This window comes from Variovorax sp. 05N34 (assembly GCF_056397405.1).
Map to the genome: position 1 here is coordinate 307,568 of NZ_JBFTNI010000007.1, position 23,480 is coordinate 331,047.

24 protein-coding genes and 1 tRNA gene are annotated in these 23,480 nt (G+C 60.4%); 12 read left to right on the forward strand and 13 right to left on the reverse strand.

Features of this window, described 5'->3' with window-relative positions; all coding sequences use genetic code 11:
• The first annotated feature begins 15 nt into the window (after positions 1–15).
• Together AC1DMA_RS20500 and AC1DMA_RS20505 are read left to right on the forward strand one after the other, a co-directional pair.
• Positions 16–702, forward strand: a complete 687-nt coding sequence (locus AC1DMA_RS20500) for a Fe2+-dependent dioxygenase (RefSeq protein WP_478125502.1) — start codon at positions 16–18, stop codon at positions 700–702.
• A 114-nt stretch (positions 703–816) separates the two neighbouring features.
• Positions 817–1,461, forward strand: a complete 645-nt coding sequence (locus AC1DMA_RS20505) for a PepSY-associated TM helix domain-containing protein (protein WP_478125503.1) — start codon at positions 817–819, stop codon at positions 1,459–1,461.
• 1 nt (position 1,462) lies between these two features.
• Here AC1DMA_RS20505 and AC1DMA_RS20510 read toward each other — a convergent pair whose 3' ends face one another.
• On the reverse strand, positions 1,463–1,768 hold the full coding sequence (locus AC1DMA_RS20510; RefSeq protein ID WP_478125836.1) for a hypothetical protein: 306 nt from the start codon (positions 1,766–1,768) through the stop codon (positions 1,463–1,465).
• Positions 1,769–1,944: 176 nt separating this feature from the next.
• On the opposite strand from AC1DMA_RS20510, the gene secA reads away from it, so the two are divergent.
• Genes secA through AC1DMA_RS20530 form a run of 4 tightly spaced genes read left to right on the forward strand, consistent with a single transcriptional unit; the run spans position 1,945 to position 7,268 of the window.
• The gene (secA, locus tag AC1DMA_RS20515) at positions 1,945–4,722 is read left to right on the forward strand and encodes a preprotein translocase subunit SecA (protein ID WP_478145342.1); all 2,778 of its coding nucleotides are present in this window, start codon (positions 1,945–1,947) and stop codon (positions 4,720–4,722) included.
• Between the two features lie 22 nt (positions 4,723–4,744).
• Positions 4,745–5,974: a bifunctional glutamate N-acetyltransferase/amino-acid acetyltransferase ArgJ gene (gene argJ / locus AC1DMA_RS20520; protein WP_478125505.1), complete on the forward strand. Its 1,230-nt coding sequence runs from the start codon at positions 4,745–4,747 to the stop codon at positions 5,972–5,974.
• On the forward strand, positions 5,971–6,840 hold the full coding sequence (locus AC1DMA_RS20525) for an ATP-binding protein (protein WP_478145343.1): 870 nt from the start codon (positions 5,971–5,973) through the stop codon (positions 6,838–6,840). The genes argJ and AC1DMA_RS20525 overlap by 4 nt, the downstream gene beginning before the upstream one ends.
• On the forward strand, positions 6,840–7,268 hold the full coding sequence (locus AC1DMA_RS20530; protein ID WP_478125507.1) for an NUDIX domain-containing protein: 429 nt from the start codon (positions 6,840–6,842) through the stop codon (positions 7,266–7,268). Before AC1DMA_RS20525 ends, AC1DMA_RS20530 begins: the two co-directional genes overlap by 1 nt.
• A 22-nt stretch (positions 7,269–7,290) precedes the next feature.
• Here the strand turns inward: AC1DMA_RS20530 and AC1DMA_RS20535 are convergent, their stop codons facing one another.
• From AC1DMA_RS20535 to AC1DMA_RS20580, 10 genes are all read right to left on the reverse strand, one after another.
• Positions 7,291–7,500 carry a DNA gyrase inhibitor YacG gene (locus AC1DMA_RS20535; RefSeq protein WP_478125508.1) on the reverse strand — a complete coding sequence of 70 codons (210 nt, stop codon included), beginning with the start codon at positions 7,498–7,500 and terminating at the stop codon, positions 7,291–7,293.
• On the reverse strand, positions 7,497–8,252 hold the full coding sequence (gene zapD, locus AC1DMA_RS20540) for a cell division protein ZapD (protein ID WP_478125509.1): 756 nt from the start codon (positions 8,250–8,252) through the stop codon (positions 7,497–7,499). Before zapD ends, AC1DMA_RS20535 begins: the two co-directional genes overlap by 4 nt.
• A gap of 34 nt (positions 8,253–8,286) precedes the next feature.
• Positions 8,287–9,300, reverse strand: a complete 1,014-nt coding sequence (locus AC1DMA_RS20545; RefSeq protein WP_478145344.1) for a hypothetical protein — start codon at positions 9,298–9,300, stop codon at positions 8,287–8,289.
• Position 9,301: 1 nt separating this feature from the next.
• Complete coding sequence (locus tag AC1DMA_RS20550; protein ID WP_478125511.1) at positions 9,302–10,795, reverse strand: MBOAT family O-acyltransferase; 1,494 nt, start codon at positions 10,793–10,795, stop codon at positions 9,302–9,304.
• A gap of 74 nt (positions 10,796–10,869) precedes the next feature.
• Complete coding sequence (coaE, locus tag AC1DMA_RS20555; RefSeq protein WP_478125512.1) at positions 10,870–11,472, reverse strand: dephospho-CoA kinase; 603 nt, start codon at positions 11,470–11,472, stop codon at positions 10,870–10,872.
• 16 nt (positions 11,473–11,488) lie between these two features.
• Entirely contained in the window at positions 11,489–12,331 is an 843-nt protein-coding gene (locus AC1DMA_RS20560) for a prepilin peptidase (protein ID WP_478145345.1), read from the reverse strand.
• Positions 12,331–13,554 (reverse strand): type II secretion system F family protein, encoded by a 1,224-nt coding sequence (locus tag AC1DMA_RS20565; RefSeq protein ID WP_478125514.1) that lies wholly within the window; start codon positions 13,552–13,554, stop codon positions 12,331–12,333. The genes AC1DMA_RS20560 and AC1DMA_RS20565 overlap by 1 nt, the downstream gene beginning before the upstream one ends.
• A 20-nt stretch (positions 13,555–13,574) precedes the next feature.
• Positions 13,575–15,308, reverse strand: coding sequence for a type IV-A pilus assembly ATPase PilB (gene pilB, locus AC1DMA_RS20570; RefSeq protein ID WP_478125515.1), 1,734 nt, complete (start codon positions 15,306–15,308; stop codon positions 13,575–13,577).
• A 291-nt stretch (positions 15,309–15,599) separates the two neighbouring features.
• Positions 15,600–15,676 (reverse strand) — tRNA-Pro (locus AC1DMA_RS20575).
• 36 nt (positions 15,677–15,712) lie between these two features.
• Positions 15,713–16,705, reverse strand: a complete 993-nt coding sequence (locus tag AC1DMA_RS20580; RefSeq protein WP_478125516.1) for a polyprenyl synthetase family protein — start codon at positions 16,703–16,705, stop codon at positions 15,713–15,715.
• Between the two features lie 185 nt (positions 16,706–16,890).
• Between AC1DMA_RS20580 and rplU the strand changes: the two genes are divergently transcribed.
• The 4 genes from rplU to proB all read left to right on the forward strand — a co-directional run bounded on the left by rplU (position 16,891) and on the right by proB (position 19,792).
• Positions 16,891–17,202, forward strand: coding sequence for a 50S ribosomal protein L21 (gene rplU, locus AC1DMA_RS20585; RefSeq protein ID WP_478145346.1), 312 nt, complete (start codon positions 16,891–16,893; stop codon positions 17,200–17,202).
• 12 nt (positions 17,203–17,214) lie between these two features.
• Complete coding sequence (gene rpmA, locus AC1DMA_RS20590; protein ID WP_478125518.1) at positions 17,215–17,472, forward strand: 50S ribosomal protein L27; 258 nt, start codon at positions 17,215–17,217, stop codon at positions 17,470–17,472.
• A 68-nt stretch (positions 17,473–17,540) separates the two neighbouring features.
• Positions 17,541–18,596 carry an Obg family GTPase CgtA gene (cgtA, locus tag AC1DMA_RS20595; protein ID WP_478125519.1) on the forward strand — a complete coding sequence of 352 codons (1,056 nt, stop codon included), beginning with the start codon at positions 17,541–17,543 and terminating at the stop codon, positions 18,594–18,596.
• Between the two features lie 50 nt (positions 18,597–18,646).
• On the forward strand, positions 18,647–19,792 hold the full coding sequence (proB, locus tag AC1DMA_RS20600) for a glutamate 5-kinase (RefSeq protein ID WP_478145347.1): 1,146 nt from the start codon (positions 18,647–18,649) through the stop codon (positions 19,790–19,792).
• Between the two features lie 4 nt (positions 19,793–19,796).
• Here proB and AC1DMA_RS20605 read toward each other — a convergent pair whose 3' ends face one another.
• Both AC1DMA_RS20605 and AC1DMA_RS20610 read right to left on the reverse strand, forming a co-directional pair.
• Positions 19,797–20,294, reverse strand: coding sequence for a CNP1-like family protein (locus AC1DMA_RS20605; protein ID WP_478145348.1), 498 nt, complete (start codon positions 20,292–20,294; stop codon positions 19,797–19,799).
• Positions 20,281–20,937 (reverse strand): RNA pyrophosphohydrolase, encoded by a 657-nt coding sequence (locus AC1DMA_RS20610; protein WP_478125837.1) that lies wholly within the window; start codon positions 20,935–20,937, stop codon positions 20,281–20,283. The genes AC1DMA_RS20605 and AC1DMA_RS20610 overlap by 14 nt, the downstream gene beginning before the upstream one ends.
• 124 nt (positions 20,938–21,061) lie before the next feature.
• Here AC1DMA_RS20610 and AC1DMA_RS20615 point away from each other — a divergent pair, with 124 nt between their 5' ends.
• Together AC1DMA_RS20615 and AC1DMA_RS20620 are read left to right on the forward strand one after the other, a co-directional pair.
• On the forward strand, positions 21,062–22,810 hold the full coding sequence (locus tag AC1DMA_RS20615) for a proline--tRNA ligase (RefSeq protein ID WP_478145349.1): 1,749 nt from the start codon (positions 21,062–21,064) through the stop codon (positions 22,808–22,810).
• A complete protein-coding gene (locus AC1DMA_RS20620; protein WP_478125523.1) occupies positions 22,807–23,478 on the forward strand; it encodes a lytic transglycosylase domain-containing protein in 672 nt (223 codons plus the stop codon). The genes AC1DMA_RS20615 and AC1DMA_RS20620 overlap by 4 nt, the downstream gene beginning before the upstream one ends.
• The last annotated feature ends 2 nt before the right edge of the window (positions 23,479–23,480 follow it).

Genomic DNA, 23,480 nt, shown 5'->3' on the forward strand with positions numbered 1-23,480 from the left:
TCAATCCTCACCGCCATGCTGCTCTGTATTCCCCAGGTTCTCGATCCCGAGTCACTCAAAGCTGTTCGCGCGCGTCTGGATGCTGCAGGTGACGCATGGGTGGATGGCCGAGTCACAGCGGGGCACCAGGGCGCGGAGGTGAAGTTCAACCAGCAGATCGACGAGCGGTCACAGGTGGCCAGGGACTGCCAGGCCATCGTGGTCGGTGCACTCGAACGCAATCCGCTCTTCATCAGCGCGGCGCTGCCCAACGTGCTGTATCCGCCGATGTTCAACCGCTACAGTGCCGGTATGACGTTTGGCCTGCACGTGGATGGCGGAGTGCGCATACATCCTCACAACGGGCGCAAGCTGCGCACCGATCTTTCCGCCACGTTGTTCCTCTCGCCGACCGATAGCTACGACGGCGGTGACCTGCAGATGGAAGACACCCATGGAATGCAGAACGTGAAGCTGGACGCCGGTGACATGGTCATCTATCCGGCGACCAGCCTGCACCAGGTGACTCCCGTCACAAGGGGCGTACGTCTCGCTTGCTTTTTCTGGGTGCAGAGCCTCATCCGTGACGCGGGAGACCGGGCGCTTCTTTTTGACCTCGACAACGCTATCCAGCGACTGAATCAGACCGGCGCAGACGAATCCGCGCGGCGGACGCTGGTCGGGACGTATCACAACCTTCTTCGCAAATGGAGCGACACGTAGGTCGTCCACATGAACACCGCTCACGATTTTTCAGCCGGCCCCGGTGGGACTGCATTCATGTCGTCCACGCCGCTTGACGAGCGCCTTCGAAGCCGGCAACGCCGCACTGCGCTCGTGCAATGGATTCGCAAGACTCACGGTTGGATCGGCCTGTGGGGCGCGATTCTCGGGTTGATTTTCGGCACGGCCGGCGTATGGCTGAACCACCGTGCGGTGCTCAAATTGCCGATGGCCCAGCAGCGCCTTAACGCGCAATTGTCATTGCCCGACCCGGCGCCGGCCAACGCCAAGGAGATGGCCACCTGGCTTCAGACGGCGCTGGGGCAGAGTGGCCCGCCGAACTCCATGCGCGTGGAACCTTCGAAACCGGTCGGCTGGGCGGAGAAAGGCAAGCACGCCAGCGCCTCCGCGCCCGAAGACGCGCCTCGTGAACCAGCCTTGATGCAGCCGGAACGCTGGGTCTTCAACTATGGCGGTCCCGATGCCATTGTTCAGGCGGAATACTGGCGCGGCAATCGCTCGGTGGGTGTCACGACCACCAGCAACGGGTTTGTCGCCACCCTCGCAAATCTGCACAAGGGGGTCGGCATGCCGGTCGCATGGATTCTGCTGGTGGACACGCTGGCGGGGAGTCTGATCTTCCTGTCGGTGTCTGGCGTGGCGCTGTGGATGCTGACCCATCGCCGTCGGCGCGTCGGCCTGACCATTTTTGGCACATCGGTCGTGCTCACACTCGGGTTGGTTTTGGCGCAGCTCTGACTCAGCGGCCTGTCTGGACCTTGATGCGGAGGGTGGCGACGTCCCAACCCCTGGCCTTCAGTCGCGACAGGAAAAGTGGCGCCAAGTGACGGAGCTTGGCCGCTGCGGCGCTGCCGCTGACCAACATGCACCATACATCTGCCTCCGCCGGCCCTGCCTTGATGGTGGGGCGCAGTTCGGCAGGGATCAGGTCCTGGATGGCAGCGAGCCGTTCGTTCGCGTCGCGCGCTCGGGCGGTCAGGCTCGCCAGGGTTGGCGACTCCTCGGTCGCCTGGAGCAAAGTGACGGCGTGATAGCGGCGGTTCATGGGCAAAGGTCTGGACTCAAGAGTTTGGACAAGGCGGCTAAAATCTGCGGTTTGCCGGCAATCCTGCGGGCCGGTCGGCTTGCTTTCCAGCAAAGCGCGCCCAAGTTCCTTCTCGTCTATCTTAGGGATTTCGGTCGAAGTGCCCGCATCCAGCGAGTGTCCTTCGATCTCCATTCATGGCCACCAACCTCCTGACCCAAATTTTCGGCAGTCGCAATGACCGGCTTCTGAAGCAGTATCGCAAGACGGTCGAACGCATCAACTCGCTGGAGCCGTCGTTCGAGAAGCTCGATGAAGCTGCGCTGCGCGGCAAGACGCAGGAGTTCAAGGATCGCGTTGCCAAGGGCGAATCGCTCGACGAACTCTTGCCAGAGGCTTTTGCGACGGTGCGCGAAGCATCCAAGCGGGTCATGAAGATGCGCCACTTCGACGTCCAGTTGCTGGGCGGCATGGCCCTCCACAACGGCAAGATCTCGGAGATGCGCACCGGTGAAGGTAAGACGCTGACGGCGACCCTTCCGGTCTACCTGAATGCGCTCACCGGCAAGGGCGTCCATGTGGTCACGGTGAACGACTACCTCGCCAGCCGCGATGCCACCTGGATGGGTCGGCTCTACAACTACCTCGGCCTTTCCGTCGGTATCAACCTGCCGCAAATGCCGCGCGAAGAAAAGCAGCAGGCCTACGGCAGCGACATCACCTACGGCACGAACAACGAGTACGGCTTCGACTACCTGCGCGACAACATGGTGTACGAGCCCGGCGATCGGGTTCAGCGCGGCTTGAACTACGCAATCGTCGACGAGGTTGACTCGATCCTTATCGACGAAGCCCGGACCCCGCTCATCATCAGCGGCCAGGCCGAAGACCACACGGACCTGTACCTTGCGATCAACAAGGTCGTGCCGCTCCTGGTTCGCCAGGAAGGCGAGGCTGATCCTCGCACCGGCGAAGGCGTTACCAAGCCTGGAGACTTCACGGTCGATGAAAAAACTCACCAGGTGTTCATGACCGAAGACGGCCACGAAAAGGCAGAGAAGATTCTTGCCGAGTTCAAGCTGCTTCCTGAAGGCGCCTCTCTCTACGACCCCGCCAACATCACGCTGATGCATCACTTGAATGCAGCGTTGCGCGCGCGGCATCTATATCACCGCGACCAGCACTACGTCGTGCAACAAGGCGAAGTGATCATCGTCGACGAGTTCACCGGCCGTTTGATGACTGGGCGGCGCTGGAGCGACGGCTTGCACCAGGCGGTTGAAGCCAAGGAAGGCGTCGAGATCCAGGCCGAGAACCAGACGCTCGCCTCGATCACCTTTCAGAACTATTTCCGCCTCTACGCAAAGCTCGCCGGCATGACCGGCACGGCCGACACCGAAGCGTACGAATTCCAGGAAATCTATGGTCTCGAGACCATGATCATCCCGCCGAATCGCCCGAGCAAGCGCGATGACCAGCTGGACCGCGTGTACAAGACCACGCGCGAAAAATACGAAGCTGCCATCCAGGACATTCGCGAGTGCTATGAGCGTGGCCAACCCGTGCTGGTCGGCACGTCGTCGATCGAAAACTCCGAAATCATCGCAGGCTTGCTCGAGAAAGCCGACCTGCCACACCAGGTTCTCAACGCGAAGCAACACGCACGCGAAGCGGACATCGTCGCGCAGGCCGGCCGCACCAAGATGATCACCATTGCAACCAACATGGCGGGCCGTGGTACCGACATTGTTCTGGGCGGAAATGTCGAGAAAGCCATCGAAGCGGTCGAAGCCAATGAAGAACTCGACGCCAGCGCCAAGGCTGCCGAGGTCGCCCGGCTTCGTGCCCAGTGGGAGAAGGATCACGAATTTGTGAAGTCGCTCGGCGGCTTGCGGATCATCGCCACCGAACGGCATGAATCTCGCCGCATCGACAACCAGCTGCGCGGCCGCTCGGGCCGGCAGGGCGACCCTGGCTCGTCCCGCTTCTATTTGAGCCTGGACGATCCGCTGATGCGCATCTTTGCCGGCGACCGCGTGAAGGCGATCATGGATCGCCTCAAGATGCCCGACGGCGAAGCCATCGAGGCGGGCATCGTGACGCGCAGTATCGAGAGTGCCCAGCGCAAGGTCGAGGCGCGCAACTTCGACATCCGCAAGCAGCTGCTCGAATACGACGATGTCTCGAACGACCAACGCAAGGTGATCTACCAGCAGCGCAATGACATCCTGGATGCGGGTGACCTCACCGCGCAAATCGGGGCGCTGCGCGAGGGCTGTTTCAACGATCTCGTTCGCCAGTACGTGCCCGTCGAGTCGGTCGAGGAGCAATGGGATCTCGCGGGCCTGGAAAAGACTCTCTCCGAGGACTGGCACCTCGAATTGCCGCTGCGGCAAGAGGTCGAGGCCGCCACGGCCATCGGCGACGAAGACGTTGTCGAAAAGGTCGTCGCCGAGGCCAACAAGGCATTCGATGCCAAGGTCGAGCTGATCGGGCAGGAGAACTTCACGCAGTTCGAGCGCATGGTTCTGTTGCAAAGCATCGATACACACTGGCGTGAGCACCTGGCTTCCCTTGATTACCTGCGGCAGGGCATTCACCTTCGCGGCTACGCGCAGAAGCAGCCGAAGCAAGAATACAAGCGCGAAGCTTTCGAGCTCTTCGGTCAATTGCTCGACTCCGTCAAGAACGAAGTGACCCGTCAACTCATGACCGTGCGCGTCCAGTCCAGCGAGCAGCTTGAGCAAGCTGCCGAAGCGATGGAAAGCCGAGGTGAGAACCTCGCGAACGTCACTTACACGGCGCCGACCGAGACCGGCGAAGTCGAAGTGCGCGTGGACGAGGAAAGCCTTCGCCGCCAGGCTGCCATGGGACTGGGCGCCGGCGCTGCCGCATTTGCGCGCGTCGGGCGCAACGATCCGTGCCCCTGCGGCAGTGGTAAAAAATTCAAGCATTGCCACGGCAAACTTTCTTGATATCGATCTGCAGGACGTCTGGATGCCCGTGAATCTCTCCGCCCCCGATCCCGCAGCGCTGCACGCTGTGCCAGGTGTTCGCATTGGCGTCGCCGAAGCCGGCGTGCGCAAGGCCAACCGCAAGGACCTGACTGTCGTGCTGATCGACGAAGGCGCCGCCGTGGGCGGCGTGTTCACGCAGAACCGGTTTTGCGCCGCGCCGGTTCAGGTCTGCCGCGATCACCTCGAGAAAAATTTCGGGATTCGCGCGATGCTCATCAACACGGGCAACGCGAACGCCGGAACGGGCGAGGACGGCCTGATGCGTACGCGTGCCACCTGTATTGCGCTTGCGCGGCAATTGAACCTGGCCCCTGCGCAGATTCTGCCTTTTTCCACTGGCGTGATCATGGAGCCGCTGCCTATCGACCGCATCGAGGCTGGTTTGCCTGCTGCCTTGGCCGATGCGAAGGCGACCAACTGGGCGCGCGCCGCAGAAGGCATCATGACGACCGATACGGTGCCCAAGGCCTTCAGCCGGCAAGTGATGATCGACGGGGCGACTGTCACGATCACCGGCATCAGCAAGGGTGCCGGGATGATCCGTCCGAACATGGCCACGATGCTCGGTTTCATGGCGACTGACGCGAAGATCGATGCATCGCTGATCCAGCCGCTCGCGAGGGCCCTGGCGGAAGCATCCTTCAATCGTGTGACGATCGATGGGGATACATCGACCAACGATTCGTTCGTGGTCATTGCGACGCAGAAGGCTGCCCACGGCACCATCACCTCGCTCGACTCCGCGGAGGGGCGCGCCTTGCTGGAGGCCATGCAGACTGTGGCTAGGCTACTGGCGCAAGCCATCGTCCGCGACGGCGAAGGTGCGACCAAGTTCATCACGATTCGTGTCGAAGGTGGCAAGGACGCTGCCGAGTGCCGGCAGGTGGCCTACGCGGTCGCGCATTCGCCATTGGTCAAGACCGCGTTCTATGCGAGCGACCCGAACCTTGGGCGTATCCTGGCGGCGGTCGGATACGCCGGCATTGCCGACCTGGACCAGACAGGCATCGACCTTTTCCTGGATGACGTGCACGTGGCGGTGAAGGGGGGTCGCAATCCGTCCTATCGTGAGGAAGACGGTCAACGGGTGATGAAGCAGAGCGAGATCCTGGTGCGCATTGCGCTTGGCCGCGGCGATGCTGCCGACACCGTCTGGACCTGCGACCTCAGCCACGACTACGTTTCGATCAACGCCGACTACAGGTCATGAACGAGAAGTTCGAACGCCTGATCGAGCGCGCCGAGCATCTGATGGGTCGCATCGAGTCGATCCTGCCGCAACCGTTGGCTGCGCCCGCCGACTGGAACGCATCCATCGCATGGCGCTACCGGCGACGCAGTTCTGGTCACGGCACGCTGGAACCTGTCCGCCATATTGCGACGATGCCACTCGACGCGCTGAAAGAAATCGATCTTCAGAAGGAAAAAATCGAGCGCAATACCCGTCAGTTCGTCGAAGGCAAGCCGGCCAATAACGTTCTGCTGACGGGTGCCCGCGGCACCGGGAAATCATCGCTGATCCGCGCCTGTCTTCATGCCTACGCGCCGCAGGGTCTGCGCCTGATCGAGGTCGACAAGGCCGAGTTGACCGACCTGCCGGACATCATCGAGGTCGTTTCGAATAGGCCCGAGAGATTCATCATCTTCAGCGATGACCTGAGCTTCGACGAGGGGGAGCCGGGCTATAAGGCGCTCAAGTCCATTCTGGACGGCTCCATCGCTGCGGCGACGCCCAACGTGTTGATCTACGCGACCAGCAACCGCCGTCATTTGCTCCCGGAGTACATGAAGGACAACCTCAGCTACACCCACACGGAGGACGGCGAAGTGCATCCTGGCGAAGTGATCGAAGAGAAGATTTCGCTCTCGGAGCGTTTCGGTCTCTGGGTGAGCTTCTATCCGTTCAGCCAGAACGAATACCTGACGATCGTCGAGCAGTGGCTTTCGTCGTTTGGCGTCGAAGCAAAAGCCATCGAGGCGGCGCGACCGGAGGCGCTCGTGTGGGCACTCGAAAGGGGTTCGCGCAGTGGACGCGTCGCCTACCAGTTCGCACGAGATTACGCGGGGCGCGCCTGATGCCCGCCAGCACAACCGCGCGCAAGCACACTGAGGTTGCCGTCGGCATCCTCATCCGTGAGGATGGCGCGCTGCTGCTGTCTACGCGACCCGAGGGGAAGCCCTACGCAGGCTACTGGGAGTTTCCAGGCGGCAAGATCGAAGCCGGTGAGACGGTCGAACAGGCATTGCGCCGCGAACTCCACGAAGAACTCGGCATCGCCATTGATTCCGCGGCCATTTGGAAAGTCACTGAGCACGACTATCCGCACGCGCTTGTTCGATTGCACTGGTGCAAGGTCATTGCATGGGCGGGCGACTTTGAAATGCGTGAAGGCCAGTCGATGTGCTGGCAACAATTGCCGCTCGATGTGGCGCCGGTGCTTCCCGGAGCGCTACCCGTCTTGGAGTGGCTCGCTGAAGAACGGACCCGGCCCAGCGTTATTTAAGCAGCGCTGACGCCCTCGCGCGTCATTGCCGCTTCGGGTCGCCGAAAGGATCGTCGTCCGGCGGCGCTTCCGCGGGCATCCTGAAATCTTCACTTGCCCATGCGCCGAGATCGATTCCCTTGCAGCGGGCGCTGCAGAATGGCCGATAAGGATTGCTTGGTGCGTAGGCGCTGTCTTGTCCGCACGCGGGACACTTGACGATGCGCTCGCCGAAAGAATTGACGGGGCTCATGCGCAGAGAGTCAGCTCGAATGGCGTGTCGTCCGTGCTCTGGCGCAAGCGATCGTCTGTCTCCTTGCGCATCAGCCGCACAGACACCATCAGGCGGTTTCCGCTGATTTCAGGAATCAGCCCCAGCTTGGGATCGATCTTCAAGCGCAACAGCTGAAAGCTACGGCCTTGCGGCAGAGTCTGCTGAAAATGCCCGTTCGCCGCCATGACCTTGTAAGGCACGTCCGCGTCACGCAGTAGTTTCAGCAGCAGATAAATCGATTCCGCCAAAGGCGCCAGCGTCGACGACCAACGTTCCAGATCGGCGCGTCGCTCGGGGGGGCGGCCGTTCTGCCACGCGAAATAGGCCGGGAGGTCGAATTCACAGGTACCGCCGGGAATGCTTGCACGGCTGCGGATGCTCATGAGCCATTCGTTCTCGGTCAACGCCTGGCCGGCCTTGCCAGGCATGTTGTTGAGGGTCGTGAAGTTGCTCTCGAGCTTGCTGACCACCTGATCCAGCACCGACTCGGCAATCGCCGGGTTTCCCCGATAGCTGTTGAACACGTTCTTGTGCTTATCGAGGTCTCGCAGCAAATCGGCCTTGAGGTCGGCGCGCGCGGCCACATCCATGATCTCGAAGATCGTCACAAGTGCGTAGTGATGCAGCAGGGCCGAATCGGCAGGCACGAGTTCGCCAAGACGGCGAAACAGATGCTCCAGCCGCAAATAGGTCCGGATGCGCTCGTTGAATGGGTACTCGTAAAGGATCACGCGGGACGGCTTCCGATCAGAGACGATGATAGCGTCAAGATGGCTTCATCGACGGTTGCGGCACTATCTTACGAATTGCCTCCAGCATGACTTGGCCAAGCGCCAACTGACCATGCATCGACAGGTGGGTGTCGTTGGGAAAGTAGAAGTCACGGATTTTCGACTTCTGCTCCTGCGCGAACGTGAAAAGGTCCGGTCCCAAGCCTGCATGGTTGAAGGCCGTCACAAAATCTTTCGAGTGATCCGGCATGACGTAGGTTGTCGTCTTGTTGGGCACCACCATCCACATGATGGATCGGGAAGGGTGGGCTTTGTCGAAGGCGCTCATCTGTGCAACATTCTCGACAGTAAGCTCCCCGTTGTCGTCGTCTTCCTTGAAGAACAAGGCCTTCTCGCAAAAGCGGTTGCTGAACATCGAGCAGCCATCAGGCACGGGCCGCACCCAGGTCGCTTCGCCGGCCAGCGTTGTGCCTTCGGATTTCTTCGCGGCACGCGTATTCCGGTAAGTCGTGAGGCCGGAGGTCAGCTTGGCTTTCGAATTGAGTGCGAAACCAGGAACGTATTCGGGAGATTCGAAAAACGGCTTGGCCAGTGGCTCGATTGGTTTTTGCATCTTGGCGCACTTCTGCGTGTTGATCAGCCGATCTCGAAGCAGGCGTTCGACGCTCTCGACCACCACGACTTTGCCCTTGAAGCCGGCGCGGTCGAGCCATGCATCGAAGTCGTCGCAGAGGGACTCACCGAGTTCGCCCCAGTAAACGGTGGAGATCTTGTAGCCTTGTCTGGTGAGTACCGATTGCCAGCGGTAGGTCATGGAAAAGCTGTCGCCGATCACAAGAATGTCGGCCTGTGTGATGGGCGACCCTCGAAGATATTGAGGATCGACATGGGGCGGCTCCAACTGCCAGCCGAATTCGTGGTCCGATACCTGTCCAATTCTGGACAGGTCCCCATAAGGGATGGGCGTTCCCAGCGTGATGAGCAGCATTGCGACCACAACGGCGAAGCCCGCCGCGAAGATCTGCAACCAAAGTTTTGCGGGCGTCATATCAGAACTGGAAATAGAGGAACGGGCTGTACGTACCCAACCTCGACACGCAAAGGCCAAAAAGGACGACAGTCACAAGCGCCATGAACGCAGTGAAAGCTGTCGCCGCACGCGGCCGCCCAGCAAGCGCCTGAGCCTGAGGGACCCAGCGCTGCAGCGTGATCGTCGGCGGTAGCGCAAGACAGATGAACAGGCCAACCAGCAAGGTCTGGAAGAACTCCGGTTTGCGAGACGGCACACGGCCGAATTCCTCGAAGGCGACGAGCGGCGCGCCATGCATTCCGAGCATTCCCTTGTAGATCTCGATCGCGGCATGCATGCTTTCCGCGCGAAACACGACCCAGGCAATCATGACGAAGACGAAGGTCAGGAACCAGCCAAGGACCCGTGCCGAACGCCCCGGCTTGGCGTTGCGACGCACCTTGGCATTCCAGAGATGGTTGACCGCAAGAAAGGCGCCGTGCAGGGCCCCCCATATGACGAACGTCCACGCAGCGCCATGCCATAGCCCGCCTAGCAGCATCGTGATGAAGAGGTTCAGGTACCGGCGCCCGGGCCCCTTGCGGTTGCCCCCCAAAGGAACGTACAGGTAGTCGCGAAGGAACGTTGACAGCGAAATGTGCCAGCGGCGCCAGAATTCGATGAGACTGGTCGACTTATAGGGTGAATTGAAATTGAGCGGCAACTGCACGCCCAGGCACAGCGACAAGCCCACGGCCATGTCTGAATATCCCGAAAAGTCGAAATAGATTTGAAGCGTGTACGCGAGCACCCCGAGCCAGGCCGTGTAGAGAGTGGGTACCGCGCCGTTGTGGACGCCCGTGAACATGAGGTCGGCGTATTCGCCCACCTTGTCGCCAATCAGCAGCTTCTTGGCCAGCCCGAATACGAAGATCGCCAAACCTAGTGCAACCTTGTTCAAGTCCACTCTGTAAGTCGCCGGATTGGCGAACTGCGGCATCATTTGCGCGTGATGCAGCACCGGACCCGCGATCAAGTGCGGAAAGTAGGTGACGAATAGCGCGTAGTGAATGAAGCTGCGCTCGTGGACCTTGTCTTGCCAGCAATCCACCAGGAAAGCGATCTGCGTGAACGTGTAGAAAGAGATGCCGATCGGCAGCGCAATATGCAGCAACGGCAGGGGTGTGAATCCGGCGACGGAAAGGCCTTCATTCACATTGGCCAAGAAGAAATTCGCGTACTTGAAGGTGGCGAGCACGCCAAGGTTGACCACGAGCGCGAAGACCAGCGTTCGCTTTCTGCTGGACAGAGTCCGCCCGGGGCCGTTCGTCAGGCGCAGCCCCGCCCAATAGTTGAAGCAGATCGATCCGATGAGCAGTGGGAGAGCGTTGATGCTCCACCAGCCATAGAAGAACAGTGAGGCCAGCGCGAGAAAACCGGCCGCAGCACGCGCATTTCGCTTTCCGATGAGGAAGAACCCGAAAAGGACTATCGGGAAATAGCAGAAGATGAACGCGTATGAATTGAAGAGCATCTTTGGGATCTGTCGCGGGGCTCATTGACGCGCCGCTTTCTTGTTGTCCGGCGCAGGGCCGGCTTAGCCACGGATTATCGCGTGCCCGCGACCGTCCACTGCTTCCAGAGACCCCGCACGACGGAAGAGAGTTCCGCAAGAGTCAACCGCTCGTTGTAGATCACCGCATCTGCTGCCGCCCTGCGCAAAGCACGATGGGCTTGTTGGGCAATCACCGCGCGGACTGCATCGGGCGTCCAGCCTGACCTTGCGATCACGCGTTCGAGTTGCGTCTGTTCGCTGGCGTCGATCACCAGAACGCGATCGACGATGCCACGCCAACGCTTTGATTCCACCAGCAGCGGCACGTCGAACACGATGGGTTGTCCTGTGACCGCTGCGGCAGCTTGGCGCTCGCACTCCACTCCAATCAGCGGATGCAGGATGGTTTCCAGCCGCCTCTTGGACATGGGGTCGAGAAACGCGATTTCCCTCATGCGCGCGCGGTCCATGCTGCCTTCGGGCGTGACGATGGAGCGGCCGAATTCGGCTTCCAATGCGGGCATCGCAGCGCCGCCCGGCGCAGTCATCGCTCTCGCGATGGCATCGGTATCGACCAGATTCGCGCCCAGCGCAACCAGTTCGGAGGCGACCGTGCTCTTGCCGCTTCCTATGCCGCCGGTCAGCCCGATGCGCATGATTCGAGTGTCCTTCTCAAAGGCCAACCACTCGGAGAATCGCATCGGGGCCGAAGACCATGGCGGTGAAGCCCGCCCCCGCGAGGAAAGGCCCGAACGGCACGTAGCCGCCTTCGCGAAGCTTGCTGTTGATCTTGAGTGCGACTCCGACGATCACGCCGATGACCGATGCCATCAGGATGATCGGTACCAAGGCCTGCCAGCCGAACCAGGCGCCGAATGCAGCAAACAGCTTGAAGTCGCCGTAGCCCATCCCTTCCTTCCCTGTCGTCAGTTTGAACAGCCAATAGACGGCCCAGAGCGAACAGTAGCCGGCAACCGCCCCCCAGATGGCGTTCGTTATCGAAGTTCCGGTGAAGCCGGCCATCGACGCCAGCAACCCTGCCCATAGCAACGGAAGTGTGATGTCGTCAGGCAGGAGGGTCGTATCCCAGTCGATCAGCGCCAACGCCAGCAAGGCTGCTGCGAATCCACACCATGCGAGGCCCCCAAGGGAGCCTGGCATGCGCCAGACGCACCACGCGAAGAGCGCAGCCGTCACCAGTTCGACCACCGGATAACGCATGCTGATGGTCGTCTTGCATGCCGAACACTTCCCGCGCAGAAGCAGATAGCTGAGCACTGGAATGTTCTCGTACCAGCGAATGACGTGGCCGCATTGTTGGCAGCGCGAGTGCGGCACCATCAGATTGAAACGCTCCGCGGACGGAGGCTCCGAATCATTCAGGCTGGCGCAGTCGGCCGCCCATTGCTGCTCGAGCATTTTGGGCAAGCGATAGATGACGACATTCAGGAAGCTGCCGATCAACAATCCGAGCAAGCCGGCCAGTGCGGCATCCACCCCCTGCGAAACGAGCATCAGACGACCTGACCGAGCTTGAAGATGGGCAGATACATCGAAACGACGATTCCGCCGATGATCACCCCGAGGAACACGATGATGATGGGTTCCATCAGGCTCGAGAGACCGGCGACCATGTCATCGACTTCGCTCTCGTAGAAGTCTGCGGCTTTGCCCAGCATGTGGTCGATAGAGCCCGATTCCTCTCCGATAGCAGTCATCTGCAAGACCATCGAAGGGAACAGATTGGCGTTGGTCATCGCTGTGGTCAGGCTTGTGCCGGTCGACACTTCCTGCTGAATCTTGGTCGTGGCCTCCGCATAGACAGAGTTGCCGGAAGCACCACCGACCGAATCGAGTGCTTCGACCAGTGGGACGCCTGCTGCAAACATGGTGGCAAGTGTTCGCGTCCAGCGTGCGACGCACGACTTGTCGATGAGCGCGCCGAAGATCGGTAGGCGAAGCAGAAGCCGGTCCATGACTTTTTGAACGCGCTCGTTGCGCTTCCATGCTTGCAGGAAGAAGTACGTTCCACCGCCGATCACTCCGAAGATCAACCACCAGTAGGAGACGAAGAACTCGCTGATGCCCATGACGATCAGCGTCGGGGCAGGCAAGTCTGCGCCGAAGGACGTGAACACCTGCTTGAACGCGGGGATCACGAAGATCATGATGATCGCCACGACCACGAACGCAACCACGATCACGGAAGTCGGATACATCAGGGCCGATTTGATCTTCGACTTGATCGCCTCCGTCTTCTCCATGTAAGTGGCCAGGCGGTCGAGCAGGTCCTCAAGAATACCGGCGGCCTCGCCGGCCTCGACGAGATTGCAGTAGAGGTTGTCGAAGTACTTCGGGAACTTGCGAAAGGCGGCGGAGAGGGAGGTGCCGGTTTCCACGTCGCTGCGAATGTCGTTCAGCAGCTTGGCCACGCTCGGATTGGCGTTCCCGCGGCCCACGATATCGAAGGCTTGCAGCAGGGGGACGCCCGCCTTCATCATCGTTGCCAACTGGCGCGTGAAGATGGCGATGTCCTTCGGCTTGATCGCCTTGCCGGAGCGCATGCGACGCTTCTTGATCTTCGTCGTCAGCACGCCTTGCCGTCGAAGCGCCGCCTGTACCTGGTTTTCGCCAGCAGCCCGGACCTCGCCGCGGACTGTCTTTCCGCTGCGGTCTTTGCCTTCCCACTCGAATACGTATTCCTTGAGCGTTCGGTTTGATGCTGCTGCCGTTGCCATTGATTCTCCGCTTCTCGGTGCTACTCGTTGGTGACCGCGAGCACTTCTTCAAGTGACGTCAGTCCCTGCATGACTTTCTTCAATCCTGACTGACGGAGCGAACGCACGCCCTCGGCCTCGGCTTGCTTGGCGATGTCCAGTGAGGAACCGTCGCGAAGAATGATCTTCTGAATTTCCTCGCTGATCGGCATCACTTGGTAAATGCCGACGCGACCTTTGTAGCCACCATTGCAGGCAGAGCATCCGACGGGGTGATAGGGCTTCCAGGTGCCATTGATATCGTGCTCCTTGAAGCCGGCGTCCAGCAACGCTTGTTTGGGCACGTCCGACGGCGCGCGGCAAACCGTGCACAAGCGTCTTGCAAGGCGCTGTGCAGTAATCAAGATTACGCTCGACGCAATATTGAAGGGGGCGATTCCCATATTACGCATTCGCGTCAAGGTCGTAGGGGCGTCATTCGTATGCAGGGTCGAGAGCACAAGATGACCTGTTTGGGCGGCCTTGATCGAAATGTCGGCGGTCTCCAAGTCCCGGATTTCGCCGACCATGATGATGTCGGGATCCTGGCGCAGGAAAGCACGCAGTGCTGCGGCAAAAGTCAGGCCTGCTTTGTCGTTGACGTTGACCTGGTTCACGCCAGGCAAATTGATTTCGGAAGGATCTTCCGCCGTCGCGATGTTGACGCCCGGTTTGTTGAGCATGTTCAGACAGGTGTACAGCGACACCGTCTTGCCGGAGCCCGTGGGCCCGGTGACCAGCACCATCCCATAAGGCCTGGCAATGGCTTGCAGCAGACGCTCCTTTTCGTCGGCGTCATAGCCGAGGGCATCAATGCCCAGCCGCGCACTGCTCGGGTCAAGAATACGGATGACGATCTTTTCACCGAAAAGGGTGGGCAGGGTGCTCACCCGGAAGTCGATCACGCGATCAGGACCGATCTTCAGCTTCATCCGGCCGTCTTGGGGAATGCGCTTCTCCGAGATGTCCAGCCTCGAGATCACCTTGATGCGCGATGCCAACTTGTCCTTGATGACGGTTGGCGGGCTCGCGATTTCGCGCAGTTCTCCGTCGATGCGGAAGCGAACCCGGTAGTTGTGCTCGTAGGGCTCGAAGTGGATGTCAGATGCGCGCATGCTGAACGCGTCGAGCAGCATTTTGTGGAGGAACCGGACGACTGGCGCATCCTCGACCTCGGCGACGGCTTGGTCGGGTGTCTCACCGGGCGTATCCGTCGAGATCTCGTCGAACTCGAACTCGGAGCCGATGATGCTGTCGATGGTTTCGGAGGCCGTGACGGCCGCCGCTTCGATCATGCGAGAGAGCTTGTCGTACTCGGCGATGACCCAGTCGACGCCCATCTGCGAGGCGAACTTGATCTTTTCGGCAGCTTGCTGGTCGGAAGGATCTGCTGTGGCAACAATGAGACGATTATTGCGCTTGCTGAGCACAACGACCCTGTAGGCCTGACAGAGCTTGGCGTCCAGCAGGTCCTTGGGAAGGCGCTGTGGATCAATGGCATCGAGGTCGAGCAGCGGTGCCCCGAAAGCTGTGGAAAGCGTATGCGCCAAGTCAGCTGCCGACACAGCGCCCGTGCCAGTCAGCTCTGCAATGAAGCTGGTGCGCCCGCTAAGCGACTTCTGATAAATGTCTTCCGCAACCTTGGCGGGGAGTTTTCCAGCCGAGACCAATGCGCGCGCCAAGCCCGGAAGGGCTACAGGCGAGCTTTCTTTAACAAGGGGTTCGGCAGCGGCCATTCAACAATGTAAGAAACGTGAAAAAGTGCTTCACGATCATCGCTGATCACTCCGGGGCTGTAAACCTCTGCGAGGCGTCCGTCGCGGAGCATTTGGCATTTGCAGCTTGAAAGGTGGTTCCGCAGCGAAGATTGTGGGCTCCGGCCTCTGTCAGAAGACGAAAAAGCATCTTAGCAGCAGACCGAGGAGGTCGAGGGAATTGAAGGACCTTCAGGAGATGATCTGCACTTCGCGCCCCCTTGCAGGGCAGGCAGATTGATGTGCTGGGACGTTTGGTTTCCAGCGGATATCTGGTCGGGGTGAGAGGATTCGAACCTCCGGCCTCTACGTCCCGAACGTAGCGCTCTACCAGGCTAAGCTACACCCCGATGTTGCGAAAAAGAGAGTCGTCCTTTGTGGGTGACTTAGGCGCGTCGCTCAAGCAACTGAGCCGCTAATTGTAGCAAACCGGCAGAGTGCGAATTCGCAGGAAAACCATGAAGCGCATCAATGGCGCGCTGAGCTTCTGCGGCCGCAGCATCCCTTGTCGCCTCGAGAGCGCCCGTTTCCCGCACGATGGCGACGATCTGCGGCAACTGCGTTGTGTCGCCAGCTTCGATGGCTGTGCGGATGAGGTCTCGTTGGCGTTGGTTGCCTCGTTGCATTGCCAGGATCAAGGGAAGGGTCGTCTTGCCCTCCCGCAGATCATCTCCGACGTTCTTGCCGGTTTCGTTCGCGTCGCCTGCGTAGTCCAGAACATCGTCGATGACTTGGAATGCTGTGCCGAGCGCCTGCCCGTAGGTGGCACATGCCTCTTCGATTTCGGGTGTTGTATCGGCAAGTACCGCGGCAAGGCGAGTGCTTGCCTCGAAGAGCTTGGCGGTCTTTGAGCGAATCACCTTGAGGTAGGCTTCCTCGTCCAGCGAGGCGTCATGCATGTTCATAAGTTGGAGAACTTCTCCTTCTGCGATGACGTTGGTTGCCTCGGCGAGGATCTCCATGACGCGCATGTTGTGTGCGTCCAGCATCATCTGGAATGCACGCGAATAGAGAAAGTCGCCCACGAGCACGCTGGCGGGGTTGCCGAAGTATTCGTTCGCGGTCGGCCGCCCACGCCGAAGCGTTGATTCGTCCACTACGTCGTCGTGAAGCAGTGTCGCCGTATGGATGAATTCCACAACGGCAGCCAAGTTGAAGCGCTGTTCGCCCTTGTAGCCCAGTGCACCGGCCATCAGCAGGAGCAGCGCCGGGCGCAGGCGTTTGCCGCCCGCAGAGATGATGTACTTTGACACCTGACTCACGAGCGGAACACCAGTGTCTAGGCGGCGCTCGATGACGAGATCGACTCCGGCCATATCCTCCGCGATCAGGCTGAGGACGCTGGCGACGGGGGAAGAATCTGCGGCGAGAACTGACAAGGCGAGGGCGCTTGCGCGCTGCGAAGGGGGCGACGATGGCGCTGGGCCGGAAGCGCTGATTATAGAGAGGCCAGAGCTTTGCAGGCCTGAGGCGATAAGGTGTGGGTGCTTGGCCAGCAGRTGCATGCTAGAATCTTGGGCTCTGCGGAATTTGCCGTAGAGCCATCTTTTCCCAAGAGGTCCACATGTACGCGGTCATAAAAACCGGTGGCAAGCAGTATCGCGTTGCTTCCGGCGAAAAAATTAAAGTAGAACAGATTGCTGCGGACGTAGGCCAGGAAATCGTGATCGACCAAGTTCTCGCAGTCGGCGACGGCAGCGAAATCAAGGTTGGTACGCCCCTGGTGTCCGGCGCATCTGTAACAGCCACTGTGCTGTCGCACGGCAAGCACGACAAGGTTCACATCTTCAAGATGCGTCGTCGCAAGCATTATCAGAAACGTCAAGGCCATCGCCAGCAATTCACCGAATTGCAAATTGGCGCGATTGCCGGCTAAGGAGTTGATTCCATGGCACAGAAAAAAGGCGGCGGCTCTACGCGAAACGGGCGCGACTCGAAGCCCAAGATGCTCGGGGTGAAGGCTTTCGGCGGCGAGTTGATCAGTGCAGGCTCGATCATCGTGCGTCAACGCGGCACGCAATTCCACCCCGGCGTCAACGTCGGTGTCGGCAAAGACCATACGCTGTTTGCGCTGGTCGATGGCCACGTCTCCTTCGGGACCAAGGGCGCACTTAACAAGCACATGGTCAACGTGACCCCGGCTTAAGCCAGTCACTTCGATCTTTTCGGAGCCCCGCTTTGCCGGGGCTTCTTCATTTGTAAACTGGATACCTCATGAAGTTCGTTGACGAAGCCTTCATCGACATTGCCGCCGGCGATGGCGGCAATGGCTGCGTGTCGTTCCGTCATGAGAAGTACAAGGAATTCGGTGGACCGAACGGCGGAGACGGAGGGCGAGGTGGCCACGTATTCGCTGTAGCTGATCCGAGCCTCAACACTCTGGTTGACTTCCGCTTTTCGCGCCGACATGAGGCCAAGCGGGGCCAGCATGGGATGGGGTCGGACATGTTCGGTGCCGCCGGCGACGACATCACGCTCAAGATGCCGGTCGGAACCATCATTTCCGACGCGGAAACCGGCGAGGTGCTGTACGAACTGCTGACGCCCGGCGAGGTCATCACGATTGCCAAGGGCGGCGACGGCGGGTTTGGCAACATGCGATTCAAGAGCGCCATCAATCGCGCTCCTCGCCAGAAAACTCCTGGGTGGCCCGGCGAGAAGAAGAGCCTCAAGCTCGAACTCAAAGTGTTGGCCGACGTTGGTTTGCTGGGCATGCCCAATGCCGGCAAGTCGACGCTGATCAGTGCTATTTCGAACGCTCGTCCTCGCATCGCTGATTACCCTTTCACGACGCTGCACCCGAACCTCGGGGTCGTTCGCGTAGGCCCGGAGCAGAGCTTTGTAGTCGCCGATCTCCCGGGACTGATCGAAGGCGCGTCCGAAGGCGCCGGCCTCGGCCACCTGTTCTTGCGTCATCTGCAGCGCACCCGACTTCTTCTGCACATCATCGATCTGGCGCCGTTCGATGAGGGCGTCGATCCGGTGGCCCAGGCGAAGTCGATCGCTGGTGAGCTCAAGAAATACGACGCCGCTCTCTATGAGAAGCCTCGTTGGCTAGTCTTGAACAAGCTGGACATGATCCCCCTCGACGACCGCGCCGCGCGCGTCAAGGATTTCGTCAAGAGATTGCGGTTCAAAGGGCCGGTCTTTGAGATCTCCGCGCTCACCCGAGAAGGGTGCGAGCCTCTGGTGCAGGCGATTTATCAGCACGTCAAGGCTCAACAGGTGGCTGAGCAGCCGCCGACCGAAATCGATCCGCGGTTTTCGTGAGTGCAAGCCAAGGCGGACATTCCAGCAGCCATCCAGTCAGTCATAGCTCCATGCCTTCAAGTTCTGCTTCATCCGTGCTCCACGATGCGCGCCGCATCGTTGTCAAGGTGGGCTCAAGCCTGGTCACCAATGAAGGGCGAGGCCTCGACGAAAACGCCATTGGCGAGTGGTGCCGCCAACTCGCAACGCTGGTGCGCGATGGCCGAGAGGTCGTGATGGTGTCGAGCGGTGCGATCGCCGAAGGGATGAAGCGACTGGGTTGGCGTGTTCGCCCGCATGAAGTCCATGAACTGCAGGCAGCCGCGGCAGTGGGTCAGATGGGTCTGGCGCAGATCTACGAAACGAAGCTGCGCGAAAACGGGATAGGTAGTGCACAGGTATTGCTGACGCATGCAGACCTTGCGGATCGCGAGCGCTACCTCAATGCGCGCTCCACTCTCGTGACCTTGCTTGCGCTTGGCGTGGTTCCCGTCATCAATGAGAACGACACGGTCGTCAATGATGAGATCAAGTTCGGCGACAACGATACGCTGGGCGCGTTGGTCGCTAACCTGGTGGAGGCCGACGCGCTGGTCATTTTGACGGACCAGAAGGGCCTTTTCACTGCAGATCCACGCAAAGCTCCCGATGCTCGCTTCGTACATGAAGCTGCGGCGGGGGATCCTGCACTCGAGGTCATGGCCGGTGGCGCCGGCAGCAGCATCGGCCGCGGAGGGATGATTACCAAGATCCTCGCAGCCAAGCGCGCTGCAGCGTCTGGCGCATCGACCGTGATCGCCTGGGGCCGCGAGCCCGATGCACTGCTTCGGCTCTCGCGCGGCGAGTCCATTGGTACGCTTTTGCTGGCCCAAACCGCCAAACATCAGGCGCGCAAGCGCTGGATGGCCGATCATCTTCAATTGCGTGGCGCCGTATCGGTCGACGCAGGTGCGGCCACCAAGGTGCGCACCGAAGGCAAGAGCCTGTTGCCGATCGGCATGACCGCTGTCGAGGGTGAGTTTTCGCGCGGCGACGTGATCGCCATACGAGATGATCGCGGATTTGAACTCGCGCGTGGTCTGGCCAATTATTCCAGTGCTGAGGCCCGCATGCTCTGCCGCAAGCCGTCAGCGGAATTCGAGCGGCTTCTCGGCTATGTCGCTGAGGCTGAGATGGTCCATCGGGACAACATGGTCCTGATGCCTGGCGCCCACTGACGAATCATTCGGTCTCGCGGATCGGGGCCTTCAGGTATCGAACCATCTCGCTGACGGACGCGCGCGGAGCATGGCCGCGACACAGCCCCTGGTGGGCCAGCGCCTTGGCGTAGCGCGAACTCCTCTCATTGAAATGCTTCCATTCGGGATCGCGCTGCTGTTCCCACGCGCCGTTGCTGAAGTGGGCGTAGGTCTTGTATTGATCGGTTGCGCAGCGGATGCCTTCGTAGAAGGCGTTGAATCCGCCGTTTTCACGATTGGCAGCGACGACCACGTAGCGGACGATGCCGTCGCCTGTCACCTTGATGGTGGCCGGATCGACGCCGAACTTCAGGCTCATGTAGCGTGGCATGTCGATGTCGATCAGCTTGTCCTGAGCGAAGGCGGGAGGTGGGGGCGCTTCGCTTTCCTTCCAGTCGGCGTCGTCGAACAATTGCGCGTGGGCGAGGCTCGAAGCTCCAATCGCGCATGCAATGGCCACGTTCCAGCTAGCGCGGCGCATGAAATGGGTCAGGTGTCGAGGGAGAGTCGTTCGCAATATTTGCATTCGGATTCGGGTCGAAGCTGGCGCCGGGCGGCAGCTCGAAAGTAGGTTCATGGCCCCCGCCGGACGGGTGGCGCTCAAATTCGCGTGCGCGCACGTTGCTGCGCAGAAAGCGGTTGCGGAAATCCTGACGAGGGAGATAGCGGGCGAGTTCGGTCAATGCCATCTCATAGACGCCGCGCTTGAATTCGACGACGACGTCCAGCGGGACCCAGTAGTCGTGCCACCGCCACGCGTCGAATTCCGGATGGTCGGTGGCGCGCAGGTTGAGATCCCAATCGTGACCGATCAACTGCAGCAAATACCAGATCTGCTTTTGACCCTTGTAGTGGCCGCGCGCGTCACGGCGGATGAACCGATCCGGCACCTCGTAGCGCAACCAGTCACGGGTACGGGCCACGATGCGCACATGCTCCGGGTGGAGACCCACTTCCTCGTGCAATTCCCGGAACATGGCCTGCTCGGGACTTTCGCCGCGATCGATGCCGCCTTGAGGAAACTGCCAGGAGTGTGTACGAATACGCTTGCCCCAGAAAACCTGGTTTCTCTGGTTGAGCAGGATGATGCCGACGTTGGGCCTGAAGCCGTCCCGGTCGAGCATAATCAAACCCCAATTTTTGAACTGAGCCGATTATGCCTGCCGGCTTGCGTACGGCAAGCAGCCAGTTCCGGGCGCTTCCGCCCTGTCATCCGAGCCCTGCCCGTATCCCTCATTTGCGCGTCCAATGAAAGCTTCCCGATTCTTCATTTCCACCCTCAAAGAGGCGCCGGCTGACGCCGAAGTGGCGAGCCACCGTCTCATGATGCGCGCGGGCATGATCAAGAAGCTCGGCACCGGCATCTATACCTATATGCCGATGGGCCTTCGGGTCATTCGCAAGGTCGAGGCAATCGTCCGTGAAGAAATGGATCGGGCGGGCGCGGTCGAGCTGACCATGCCCGTGGTGCAGCCCGCCGAATTTTGGGAAGAGAGCGGTCGATTTCAGGGTTATGGCCTCGAGCTCCTGCGCATCAAGGACCGCCATGAGCGTTCGTTCGTGATCCAGCCGACCAGCGAAGAAGTCGTGACCGACATCGCCCGCCAGGAGATTCGCAGCTACAAGCAACTGCCAAAGAACCTCTATCAGATCCAGACCAAGTTCCGCGACGAGCGGCGTCCGCGCTTCGGCCTGATGCGAGGGCGCGAGTTCATCATGAAGGACGCCTACAGCTTTGATCGCGACCTCGAAGCCGCCAAAGCCAGCTACCGGGTGATGGCAGATGCCTACCGGAGAATCTTCGATCGATTCGGCCTGCGCTATCGTGCTGTGGCAGCTGACAGCGGCGCCATCGGCGGCGACGTGAGCCAGGAATTCCAGGTCATCGCAGCCACCGGCGAGGACGCCATCGTCTTTTGCCCCGACAGCGACTACGCCGCCAACATGGAGAAAGCCGAGGCGCTTGCCCCGGCGGGACCGCGCGCCGCTGYGACGAAACCGCTCACCAAGACGCCCACCCCTGGCAAGAGTACCTGTGAGGACGTGGCCGAATTGCTGGGCGTTCCGCTCTCGACCACCGTGAAGTCTCTGGTCCTGGCGACCGACAAGCTAGATGCGGCCGGCAACCTCGTCGGCGTCCAGGTTTGGCTGCTGCTGATTCGCGGCGACCATGAGATGAACGAAATCAAGGTAAGCAAGGTGCCGGGCCTCGACCAAGGCTTCCGCTTCGCCACCGTCGCCGAAATCGAGGATCACTTTGGCTGCAAGCCGGGTTATCTGGGCCCGCTGAACCTGAAGCAGCCGCTCAAGATCGTGGCCGACCGCGAGGTTGCCGTCATGGCCGACTGGATCTGCGGCGCCAATGAGGTCGATTTCCACATGACCGGTGTCAACTGGGGTCGCGACTTGCCTGAGCCGGACCTTGTTGCCGATATCCGCAACGTGGTTGCCGGCGATCCGTCGCCCGATGGGAAGGGTGTTCTGGCTATTGAACGCGGCATCGAAGTCGGCCACGTATTTGTGCTTGGCACCAAATACAGCAAACCCATGAATGCGACCTTTCTCGACGAAGCGGGCAAGCCCCAGTTTCTCGAGATGGGCTGCTATGGCATCGGGATCACCCGGCTGCCGGCCGCGGCGATCGAGCAAAACCACGACGACCGGGGCATCATCTGGCCCGATGCGATCGCACCTTTCACCGTGGTGGTCTGCCCCATCGGCATGGATCGCAGCGCAGAAGTCAAGGTTGCGGCGGAAGCTCTTTACGAGCAACTCCTGGCTGAGGGCGTCGATGTACTGCTCGACGATCGCGGCGAGCGCCCAGGCGCGATGTTCGCCGATTGGGAATTGATCGGCGTACCGCACCGCGTCGTGATCTCCGACCGCGGGCTGAAGGAAGGCCAGTTCGAATATCAACATCGCCGCGATGCGGGTGCGACGAAGGTGCCTGTCAGCGGAATTGCGGATTTCATTGCCGACAAACTGGCTGTGGCATGAACCTGGCGGGGCCCATGGATGCGGCCGGCTTCTCGCGGCGCCTCTGTCTGGGCGCTGCGGCCTCCGGCGCGTTGTGCCTGACATTGCCCCGTCCGGCATTCGCCGGCGCACAGATCGAGGAACCGCTCATTGACTCAGTGCGCACTGCGCTGACGTCGGCCATTCGCAACAACGCACCGCCAGTCCCGGAGTTCAAGGACACCGAATCTCGCCTGTCCTATTTGCGCTGGCTCGGCGAAATGAGCGAACGCCTCAAGAAAAAGCTGCCCGACTGGCCGACGCGAAAGGAATTTCTGCAAACGGTCTGGTACGAGGCTCGCCGGGCCGGTCTGGATGTCAGTCTCGTGCTCGGCTTGGTTCAGGTGGAAAGCAACTTTCGCAAGTACGCCATGTCGAGCGCGGGCGCGAGAGGCTACATGCAAGTCATGCCGTTCTGGACCCGAGTGATCGGCGATGGCGATCCGTCGAAGCTCTTTCACATGCAGACCAATCTGCGCTTCGGCTGCGTGATCCTGCGCCATTATCTCGACCGGGAATCGGGTGATCTCTTCATGACGCTCGGCCGCTACAACGGGAGCCGTGGCAAGTCGCCTTACCCCGACGCAGTGTTCGCGAATCAGCGGCTGTGGATGTTCAAGGATCCACGCCGGGATGTGCGGCCGGACTGAGC

What these genes read in the sequence shown, in the direction of transcription:
- AC1DMA_RS20560 (WP_478145345.1), bottom strand. Translation starts at nt 12,331, where the DNA reads ATGCTCGTTTCGCAGGGGGTGGATGCCGCACTGGCCGGCTTGCTCGGA.
- AC1DMA_RS20550 (WP_478125511.1), bottom strand. Translation starts at nt 10,795, where the DNA reads ATGCTCTTCAATTCATACGCGTTCATCTTCTGCTATTTCCCGATAGTC.
- coaE (WP_478125512.1), bottom strand. Translation starts at nt 11,472, where the DNA reads ATGCGCATCGGGCTGACCGGCGGCATAGGAAGCGGCAAGAGCACGGTC.
- AC1DMA_RS20525 (WP_478145343.1), top strand. Translation starts at nt 5,971, where the DNA reads ATGAACGAGAAGTTCGAACGCCTGATCGAGCGCGCCGAGCATCTGATG.
- AC1DMA_RS20510 (WP_478125836.1), bottom strand. Translation starts at nt 1,768, where the DNA reads ATGAACCGCCGCTATCACGCCGTCACTTTGCTCCAGGCGACCGAGGAG.
- pilB (WP_478125515.1), bottom strand. Translation starts at nt 15,308, where the DNA reads ATGGCCGCTGCCGAACCCCTTGTTAAAGAAAGCTCGCCTGTAGCCCTT.
- proB (WP_478145347.1), top strand. Translation starts at nt 18,647, where the DNA reads ATGCCTTCAAGTTCTGCTTCATCCGTGCTCCACGATGCGCGCCGCATC.
- AC1DMA_RS20610 (WP_478125837.1), bottom strand. Translation starts at nt 20,937, where the DNA reads ATGCTCGACCGGGACGGCTTCAGGCCCAACGTCGGCATCATCCTGCTC.
- AC1DMA_RS20605 (WP_478145348.1), bottom strand. Translation starts at nt 20,294, where the DNA reads ATGCGCCGCGCTAGCTGGAACGTGGCCATTGCATGCGCGATTGGAGCT.
- AC1DMA_RS20545 (WP_478145344.1), bottom strand. Translation starts at nt 9,300, where the DNA reads ATGACGCCCGCAAAACTTTGGTTGCAGATCTTCGCGGCGGGCTTCGCC.
- secA (WP_478145342.1), top strand. Translation starts at nt 1,945, where the DNA reads ATGGCCACCAACCTCCTGACCCAAATTTTCGGCAGTCGCAATGACCGG.
- AC1DMA_RS20565 (WP_478125514.1), bottom strand. Translation starts at nt 13,554, where the DNA reads ATGGCAACGGCAGCAGCATCAAACCGAACGCTCAAGGAATACGTATTC.
- AC1DMA_RS20535 (WP_478125508.1), bottom strand. Translation starts at nt 7,500, where the DNA reads ATGAGCCCCGTCAATTCTTTCGGCGAGCGCATCGTCAAGTGTCCCGCG.
- argJ (WP_478125505.1), top strand. Translation starts at nt 4,745, where the DNA reads ATGCCCGTGAATCTCTCCGCCCCCGATCCCGCAGCGCTGCACGCTGTG.
- rpmA (WP_478125518.1), top strand. Translation starts at nt 17,215, where the DNA reads ATGGCACAGAAAAAAGGCGGCGGCTCTACGCGAAACGGGCGCGACTCG.
- AC1DMA_RS20500 (WP_478125502.1), top strand. Translation starts at nt 16, where the DNA reads ATGCTGCTCTGTATTCCCCAGGTTCTCGATCCCGAGTCACTCAAAGCT.
- cgtA (WP_478125519.1), top strand. Translation starts at nt 17,541, where the DNA reads ATGAAGTTCGTTGACGAAGCCTTCATCGACATTGCCGCCGGCGATGGC.
- rplU (WP_478145346.1), top strand. Translation starts at nt 16,891, where the DNA reads ATGTACGCGGTCATAAAAACCGGTGGCAAGCAGTATCGCGTTGCTTCC.
- AC1DMA_RS20530 (WP_478125507.1), top strand. Translation starts at nt 6,840, where the DNA reads ATGCCCGCCAGCACAACCGCGCGCAAGCACACTGAGGTTGCCGTCGGC.
- AC1DMA_RS20620 (WP_478125523.1), top strand. Translation starts at nt 22,807, where the DNA reads ATGAACCTGGCGGGGCCCATGGATGCGGCCGGCTTCTCGCGGCGCCTC.